The organism is uncultured Campylobacter sp., from assembly GCF_938045205.1.
In the GTDB taxonomy this organism is placed as follows: Bacteria; Campylobacterota; Campylobacteria; order Campylobacterales; family Campylobacteraceae; genus Campylobacter_B.
Genome location: NZ_CALIMY010000046.1, coordinates 1 through 8,148, shown reverse-complemented (window position 1 = coordinate 8,148; position 8,148 = coordinate 1). Strand labels below are relative to the sequence as shown.

The window sequence follows — 8,148 nt, the reverse complement described above, 5'->3', positions numbered from 1 at the left end:
AAATTTCAGCGAGCATTCCGTCGATTCTGGTGCGCACGACGCAGTTATTCTCGGTAGGCTCGATGTGAATATCGCTACCGCGCATCTTAATAGACTGACTAATTATCATCTCAATGAGCTTCAAAATCGCCGAGGTATCATCGCTACTTCCGCTACCGCCGGTGTTGGCAAGCTCTTTGCGGATCTCCGCTACGAGCCCTTTAATGCTCTCTGAAAGCTCAAGCTTAGATAGATATTTATTTACTTGGTTTGGATCGGCTACTACGATTTTAAGCAGCTGTTTGCTAAACATAGCCTGCGCTTTATCTTGCGACTCAAGATTAAACGGATCAGAAAAAGCAACGTAAATATTCAGATCATCCGCTTTAACCGGTATCACGCCGTATCTTTTAAGCTGTGCGGTAGGGGTGCGTTCCGATAGTCTGAAGTCTATATCGATATCATCTAAATTCATATACGACAGGTTCATTTTTTTAGCTAGAATTCGCAAAAATTCCTTTGGATCCATCGAAAATTTTTCGCTTATATCGTCAAATTCTATCTGACGGCGCTTGTACAGCTCAACTAAAATCGAGCAAAAATCATCCTGGCTTAGATAGTTATCTCCGACTAAAACCTCTCCTAGCGTCAAGCCAATATCCATTTTGTCCTTTATTTCCGGAACAACGGTGCTAGTAAGGATATTGTTTCTTATTAAAATCGCAACAATCTGCTCTTCAATCTTCGTCATCGCAATCACCAATAAATTTTAATCGAGCTAAGCTTATCGCCAGCATAAATTGCAATTACCATCTTTTTTACCCCTTCCTCTTCTTTGATAAAAAGCTCGGCACGCTCGCCGTTTTCTAGGGTAAAGACATACGTATCACTCTTTTTTACGTATGCTCTCTCCGTAAATTTATCAAAAATTTCAGACAAAATATAATTAATTTTAGGCGTTCTTATATAGCTTATGTCTACGCCGTCGCAAAGCGCCAAATAAAGCATCTTTTTTTGAAAAATTATGGTCGAATAAAGAGAAGCATTCTCACGAGCCTCTTTCGTCTTATAAAGCATCACCGTAGGCACTACAAGCTCGTTTACTTTGTCCATCTTCAGGCACGCTTTGGCATACATATTTGCAAGTGCCTCGCTCTGCTCCTCGATGAATAAATTTCGCACGCTTTCTTGGCAGATGCGGTTATACTGACCGATCTGATCCCAGTTGCGCACGTCATCGGCACTAACTGCAAATAACGACGCGATCGCAAAAGCTAAAATATATAAAATTTTCATAGTTTATCGCTTCTTATCTTTGAAATGAGGTTAGAAATTTCGCTATTTTTCGCCTTTGCGTTAAAGGTCTCAAGAGCGTAAAGCGCGTCTTCCTTACGACCCTTTTTATAATTGGCTTTAGCAAAAATTATCCAGCTGGCGACGTTGTCCTTATCAAGCTCATTTGACGTAAGAGCCCATTTGATCGCATTGTCGTAGTCTTTCTTATTATACGCTTCTTCGGCTAGCGATAGCGAATACTCAATCTTATTCGTTGCATAAAATTTACTCTCCAAGCTCTGCTTATCTTCGCTTAAATTTGAAGTTTTTATCTCAATCCTGGAACTTAGTGGAGCGCTACTTGCGGTATTTGTAGAACCTCCAGAGAAATTTGATTTAGGTGGCAATGGAGCGCGTCCAAAATCTATAACCTCGTTTTTAGGCGGCTGATTTGCAAAAGCTGCGTTATTGGTATTAGGTACATTAAATGTAGGAGCATTTTGATTGCCAAAATTCTGTCCGCCAAAATTTTGACCGCCGAAATTCTGAGCCTGAGCCTGCCCGCCATAGTTTCCGCCATTTTCGTAATTATTGGTTATCTTAAACCCACCGGAATCCTCGCTGGATAGTACACCCACATCGTTTAAATTTAAACTTGGGCGTTCCTTTTCGTGTTTAGAGGCGCGGGCAACTTTCGGCGCGCTAATGTTGTAATCCTCTTTGGAGATATTATTTTGCACTGCAAGATCTGCCGCCTGCTGCTCGGCATCACTAGCAGAATTTGTAGCACCACCCTTGTCCTCAATATTTTGATTGATACTTGCCATACTGACGCTATCACTATCTTTAAGCAGCCAAAATATCGCTCCGATCGCAACCGAGATCAATATCAAAAGCCCCAAAATCGTCTTGTCGAATCTCAATACGAAATTCGGCTTAGATTTCAGGAAAGAAAACTGCTTTCTGTTTTTGTTATACTCTTCCCATTTTTTTTCAAGTTCGTTTACTTCGTAAAATTCAAGCATTTATTATCCCCGAGCCTATCGCTGCCATCTCTATAATTTTATTATTAATCTGCGAAAAACTAATTTCCGTAGGTTTGTTTACTTCATAATACTCAAAAAGCTCATACATCTTATACATAAGCTTGTTGATATTCCTCATATTACCGTCCGTTAAATTTAAAATCAAATCGAAATTATCGTCGCTAAACATAAAATAGTATTGTTGAAAGCCGTGAAGCACAAGCTTCTTTTCAATATATAGCTTGACTTCGCCTAAATTTGAATTAGGGAGCTCGATGCTCTCCCAAATTCTAGTTTTAAAATAATCCTTTGCGAGGCGATCTTCCTCGTCAGTCTTATGCACTGTAAATAAAAATTTAAATAATCTGGTATCTGCCATAAGACGAATTTTTTCTATCAAATTTCCGGGATACAGCTGAGCTTCGTCGAGCAAAATAACGACCTGCTCTACCGCTCCCACATTCGTAGAAATTCCAAATCTCTCTCTGTAAACTCGCATAAAATTCTCGTAATTATCAATCGGCTCGCTAGGAGTTGAATGAAAAATCTGCGAATAAAGCTCTAAGAAAAATTCTTTCTCATCAAAAAACGGCTGCGGCACAAATACAACTCTTACCTTTTTTTCAAGATCGACCTTGATTTTATTAAGCAAAAATGTCTTGCCACAGCCCGGTTTGCCGTAGAAAAGTATAAGTTTTAACGGCTTTTGCAAAGCATTTAAAATTTTATGATAAGCAAGGGTCGATTTATCGAGATTAACGAAGTCCGAGACTTCGTTATCCTCGATAAAAATCTCCTTGATCGCCGTATAATTATTACTCATTTTCGTAGATGGACTTTGAGTAACCTAGCTCTTTAAGCGAAGTAGCAAGCGGCGCGCCGGTATTGTCGATGATATGTGGAGTTACTACGAAGATTAGCTCCGATGTGCTCAAAACATCGGCAGTGCTTTTGAAAAGATTTCCAATTAATGGAATTTCAGCTAGCACAGGCACCCTAGTGTTATTCTTAGACTTAGTTGCACCAATCAAACCGCCTAAAATTACAGTATCGCCATCATCTACCCAAACTACGCTTGAGAGTTTCTTTTGCAAGGTATCAGGTGCGATATCTCTTCTGCCGTTTTCTTTTCTTACATTATCTTCGGCATATTTAAGAGAACTTAAAGACGGATTAATTCGTAGCATAATCCTATTATCATCTGAAATTTCAGGCAAGATATTCAAAAGAATACCTACAAAGATCGAATACTGATCATCTGACTGGGTATCTCCGCCTTGATAATCACCTGTAGTAGTGGATTTTAATACGTAGTTAATGGTATCACCTACAGAGATAATAGCAGGCTGATTATTCATCGTAGTTACCTTAGGGCTTGAAATAATCTTGGTTTTGCCCTTGGTCTCTAGGAAATTAATCAAACCGTCGATATTGAAATTTAGATTAGCTCCTATCGTCCAAGTTCCGTGAGTATCGCTAGCCTTTCCTCTATTTCCGTTATCTATGTGATAGCCTGAAAGCTTAGTCGGATCTCCACCTACATAGGTATTAAATCCTAGTTGAAATTTACTCCAATCTATACCAGTGGTGTATTCGTTATTTAGCTCGACAGATATGATATTTACATCTAGCAAGACTTGACGACTAAGGCGTTTTTGCATACCGCTTAGATATCTATCTACACGAGCTATCTGAGACTTCATAGCAGTAACGGTTACTAAACCGGCATTTTGATTTATAATAGGAGCGACTGCGACGTATTTTTCGGTACCGTTATTTAAAACAGAAGTGATTTCCTCGCTAATCTTCTCCCAAAAATCAAATTTCTCTTTGGTAGTGATCTTATTATCTTCTTTATTTTCTTTATCGTCGCTATCATCCACTTTCGTAGGTGCGGAATCGACAGAAGATTTAGTAACAGCAGTACCTTCTCTAATAGAAGTGATGTAATCCACCTTAAAAGTCCTAGTCTCTAGCGCTGAAATTTTTAATATGCCATGAGAATACTCATAGCTTAGATTATTCTCTTTTATGAGTAGATCTAAAACTTCGCGTAAAGAAAGGTCTTTGATGCTTACGCCCTGCAGTGGCTTACTCATCTCCTCTTGAGCGATAGCATCTTTTGCTACCACTGAAAAGCGGCACATATCGGATAGCTGAGTTAGCATCTCGTTTAGCGTAACGGTATCGTTAATCTTAATATTTAGCGCTTTCCTATCGCAGTTACCTGCAGTTGCAGGAGCGGCATATAAACTAGTAGCCGTAACAGACAAAGCAAGCATAGCAGCTATGCTAAGCTTTTTACTTATATGTAATAATGACATTTTGACTTCCTTGTTTTAGTGTTAGTTCGACTTTATTTTCATCGTCGTTGGTAATAATAACGCTATTGCCCGTTATTTGCACGATCTTATATGAGCCTACATATTCGCCCAAACCATACCACTTATCGTTTAGCTTAACCTTATCGCCCATAATACCTACTAGCTGATAACCTAGATCCACCTGCTGATTAGCTTCTCTAGGCGCATTAGCTTCTTTAGGATAAAACGGATCTTGCAAAGAAGCTATCTGCTCATCGCTAAGACCTACTCTAGGCTTACTAAGATCATCGAATATCGCATCGTACTTAGCTTTATAGGCTCCATTACTAGGCGCCACCGTCTGATTATTATCTACAGCAAATAGAGCAGTAGAAAGTAGCAAAGAGCATAAAATTAACTTTTTCATTAGTAATTTACTCCCCAGATAGATATACCGATGCTTCCACCGATTTTGCCGTTTTTAGTGGCATTGATATCCATCTTATTTACATCTACGATCATCTCCGATTGTTCGATAAGGTTGATATACCTAAGGACGTTCGAAAATGCTCCTTCAAATTTCACATCTATATCCAGCAAAGCTTCAGGCTGAAAAATTTGTTTGATGCTAGGCTCTCTTCTATCGCTGTGAATAGCATAAATTTTAATATTGTTATTCTCTGCGATCGTTGAGAGGCTATCCATAAACTTAGCCCAGTTCTTTTCATTATAGGTAAGCTTCGAAATTTCTTTTAGCTTACCGTCTAGATACTTACGCTCTTCAACGATATTGTTAAGGTTGGTCCTAGCACCATTGAGGATATTGCGCTTATTATCAACGAAAGCTTTAGGATCACCGCCGAAGAACTCATTATATTCTCTTTGTGCGCCTTCAAGCTTAGTCGTGGCAGTACTTAGATTTGTTTCGCTCTCCTCTAAATACGGATCCGCATAGCTACTCAAAATAAAGTAAGCTACCACACCCACAAACAACAAAGCTATATAAAAATAGTTATTTGCACTATTTCCCTTGGAGGCAAACCATTGATCAAGTTGATCTAATGAACTTTTCTTTTTCATTATTTAACCTCCACACTGATGTTGCTATCGTAAAAGACGGTTTTATTACCCTCTTGTAGCGCGATTGTTTTAGTATCCACGCCATACACCTCTTTTTTACTGATATCCTCTAAAAGCTCGGTCATCTGCTTATCGTTTTTGGTGCGCACCTGAACAGTTAGAGTCCTATTCTCATCACCGATCCTAACCATATTGCCCTTATTTTTAACGACCATATTGGTTAGCTCAAAAATAGAAACACCCTTCATAGCGTAATTGTTTTTCTTGTCTAAGATGGCATTAATTAGATCGCGCCTGTCGTTAAGCTCCTTACCACTCTTAGCAGCCTGGGCATTTACCTCTTTAGTCTCTTTATCCAAACGCGCACTTTCGGCTCTAGCAGGAACCATCTGATCTTCTAATCCCTGATATTCGCTAGTTTTATCATTAGCTACCATATTATTATAATAGCCGTAGCCGAAGTTATACGCAGGATACGCAGCGCCAAGTAAGCAGCCTAGCAGCATATAGCCTATCAGCTTGCCGGTTGATCTTTGAGTCAAAGGCGGAGGTCTCATAAACGGCGAGTAGTTGTGATCGTCGTCTTTAGTAACCAAATAATCTTGACCTACCAAGAACATCAAAATATCTAGCTGAGTGAGCGGATAATCTTTTGCGTTGATTGCAACATTAAAATTAAAATCCTTGTATCTTAGCTTTAGATTATTTTCTACAAAAACCTCGATCGCAGGAATTTTACCGATATCCGTTCCGATATAAACGTTTTGAATATTGACGTTGTAAATTTTACTAATACCGTTCAACACGTCGTTAATGTAGTAAAACATATCGTCAAAAATTTGGATCATGTAATCGCGTTCGGTCGGATTTTCTAAATTTACTCCCTGTTTGGAGAGCAGTCTATAAAAGCTCTCTTCATCGACTCTGCTACCGACTAGCTCGACATATTTTTCATGCAAAAATTTTAGGTTGTATCTTACTTGACGAGATTGAAAATATTCGCCGTTTTGATACACTACCAAAAACGCATCGTCGCGCTGCAAGTAGATGAAGCAGTCGATTCCGTCGCGAGTTAGGACGCCTCTATTATACAAGCCCTCGTATAAAAATGGAGCCATAGCCACATAGTCGATGTAGTTCGTCCTAGCGGCGATCGCATCGAATTCTGAAGTGAGTTTGGCATTGTCTACGACGAAAACATTAAAAATTCTATCATCGCCGCCAGCGCCTATTACCTCACTATAGGTGATTTTGTAATCCAAAGCGGTGTCAAGCCCCAGCTCCTCATACACCTTAACGACGATCGCATCTAAAAGATCCGCGTCCTCTACCGATCTGCTTATCTCAACCGTCGCAGTCATTATATCCTTATACGGAATATATGAGACGTAAGTTTCCTTCGCACGATTTGCTTTTGAGAAGTCGTGCTCGAAAACTTCATTCTCACTTAGACCGAATATGGTTTGCGTGACTTTGTTAATCGCAACAATCGAACTAGCATTTTTACTATTCTTTGCCATAACACTCCACTTCCAAATGAAATTTTCTACGCTGCTAATACTAATAGAAATAAAATAAAATGTCAATAGATAAAATCGGTTTTTACCCTAAATTCGTCATTTTTCCAGCTTTTTTTTACAAAAACTGTTAATTTTAAGTAAATTTTGACCTTAGAAAAATTTGAAATTAACTTTTTTGCTCGAATTCCGATCCGCTTGATCGCCTCGCCGTTTTTGCCGATCAGCATCTCTTTATGAGAATTAGTGTCCGTTATGACCCGCGCATATACCGAGATCAGACCCGGTTTTTCGACCACTTTTTCCATCACGACGTCGCTACAATACGGGATCTCGTCGCTCATGCCCTCAAAGATCGCCTCGAGTATGAAGTCGCGGTAAATTTCACGCTCGTTGGTTGCGCTTAAAATTTCGGGGTCGTAAAAATACTCGTGCTCGGGCAAAATTTTACAAATTTCGTCCAAAACTTGCTTTTTATAGACCTTTTTTTTGATGCTAACGGGGATTATCGCTTCGAATTTGTCGGTAAATTTTTGATATTGTAGGAGTCGCTGCACGATCTTTTCGTCGTTTACTTCGTCGGTTTTAGTTAAAATCACGATGTGTTTGGCGCCTGCGTTTAAATTTAAAAATTTTTCGTATTCAGATGTATCATCGTGCACGGGCGCTAAAAACAGCACCAAATCGCAACCCTCAATCGCTCCGAGCGCCACTTCGACCATCAGCTTATTCATCAGCTTGGCGCTTTCGTGCAGCCCCGGCGTATCCGTGAAAATCACCTGATCTGCGCCATTCATCGCGATGCCGCTAATCTTGCGGCGCGTGGCGTTGATTTTATGCGAAACGAGCGAAATTTTCTCGCCGCAGAGATAGTTTAACAGCGAGCTCTTGCCCGCATTCGTCCGCCCGATGAGCGTTACAAATCCGCTTTTCATATTTTCCTTAAATCAAAATTTTATCTTAATCTAG

Annotated in this window: 8 protein-coding genes and 1 pseudogene; all 9 read right to left on the bottom strand. The window is 39.7% G+C overall.

Going from position 1 to position 8,148, the window contains the following annotated elements:
- Nucleotides 1-643: pseudogene (locus Q0198_RS02950) on the bottom strand (GspE/PulE family protein); the annotation flags it as partial.
- Between the two features lie 92 nt (nt 644-735).
- The gene (locus tag Q0198_RS02945; RefSeq protein ID WP_291937375.1) at nt 736-1,275 is read right to left on the bottom strand and encodes a hypothetical protein; all 540 of its coding nucleotides are present in this window, start codon (nt 1,273-1,275) and stop codon (nt 736-738) included.
- Complete coding sequence (locus Q0198_RS02940; protein WP_297894753.1) at nt 1,272-2,279, bottom strand: hypothetical protein; 1,008 nt, start codon at nt 2,277-2,279, stop codon at nt 1,272-1,274. The genes Q0198_RS02945 and Q0198_RS02940 overlap by 4 nt, the downstream gene beginning before the upstream one ends.
- Nucleotides 2,272-3,102, bottom strand: coding sequence for an ATP-binding protein (locus Q0198_RS02935; RefSeq protein ID WP_005870282.1), 831 nt, complete (start codon nt 3,100-3,102; stop codon nt 2,272-2,274). The genes Q0198_RS02940 and Q0198_RS02935 overlap by 8 nt, the downstream gene beginning before the upstream one ends.
- Nucleotides 3,095-4,603 carry a pilus (MSHA type) biogenesis protein MshL gene (mshL, locus tag Q0198_RS02930; RefSeq protein WP_297894751.1) on the bottom strand — a complete coding sequence of 503 codons (1,509 nt, stop codon included), beginning with the start codon at nt 4,601-4,603 and terminating at the stop codon, nt 3,095-3,097. The genes Q0198_RS02935 and mshL overlap by 8 nt, the downstream gene beginning before the upstream one ends.
- Nucleotides 4,581-4,985, bottom strand: a complete 405-nt coding sequence (locus Q0198_RS02925; RefSeq protein WP_291937386.1) for a hypothetical protein — start codon at nt 4,983-4,985, stop codon at nt 4,581-4,583. The genes mshL and Q0198_RS02925 overlap by 23 nt, the downstream gene beginning before the upstream one ends.
- A gap of 23 nt (nt 4,986-5,008) precedes the next feature.
- On the bottom strand, nt 5,009-5,662 hold the full coding sequence (locus Q0198_RS02920; RefSeq protein ID WP_297894749.1) for a hypothetical protein: 654 nt from the start codon (nt 5,660-5,662) through the stop codon (nt 5,009-5,011).
- Entirely contained in the window at nt 5,662-7,182 is a 1,521-nt protein-coding gene (locus Q0198_RS02915; protein WP_297894748.1) for a hypothetical protein, read from the bottom strand. The genes Q0198_RS02920 and Q0198_RS02915 overlap by 1 nt, the downstream gene beginning before the upstream one ends.
- Nucleotides 7,183-7,244: 62 nt before the next feature.
- On the bottom strand, nt 7,245-8,114 hold the full coding sequence (gene era, locus Q0198_RS02910; RefSeq protein WP_297894746.1) for a GTPase Era: 870 nt from the start codon (nt 8,112-8,114) through the stop codon (nt 7,245-7,247).
- Nucleotides 8,115-8,148: the final 34 nt, after the last annotated feature.

Coding starts and splice junctions, on each gene's coding strand:
- Q0198_RS02945 (WP_291937375.1), bottom strand. CDS start 1,275: ATGAAAATTTTATATATTTTAGCTTTTGCGATCGCGTCGTTATTTGCA.
- Q0198_RS02915 (WP_297894748.1), bottom strand. CDS start 7,182: ATGGCAAAGAATAGTAAAAATGCTAGTTCGATTGTTGCGATTAACAAA.
- Q0198_RS02940 (WP_297894753.1), bottom strand. CDS start 2,279: ATGCTTGAATTTTACGAAGTAAACGAACTTGAAAAAAAATGGGAAGAG.
- Q0198_RS02920 (WP_297894749.1), bottom strand. CDS start 5,662: ATGAAAAAGAAAAGTTCATTAGATCAACTTGATCAATGGTTTGCCTCC.
- mshL (WP_297894751.1), bottom strand. CDS start 4,603: ATGTCATTATTACATATAAGTAAAAAGCTTAGCATAGCTGCTATGCTT.
- era (WP_297894746.1), bottom strand. CDS start 8,114: ATGAAAAGCGGATTTGTAACGCTCATCGGGCGGACGAATGCGGGCAAG.
- Q0198_RS02935 (WP_005870282.1), bottom strand. CDS start 3,102: ATGAGTAATAATTATACGGCGATCAAGGAGATTTTTATCGAGGATAAC.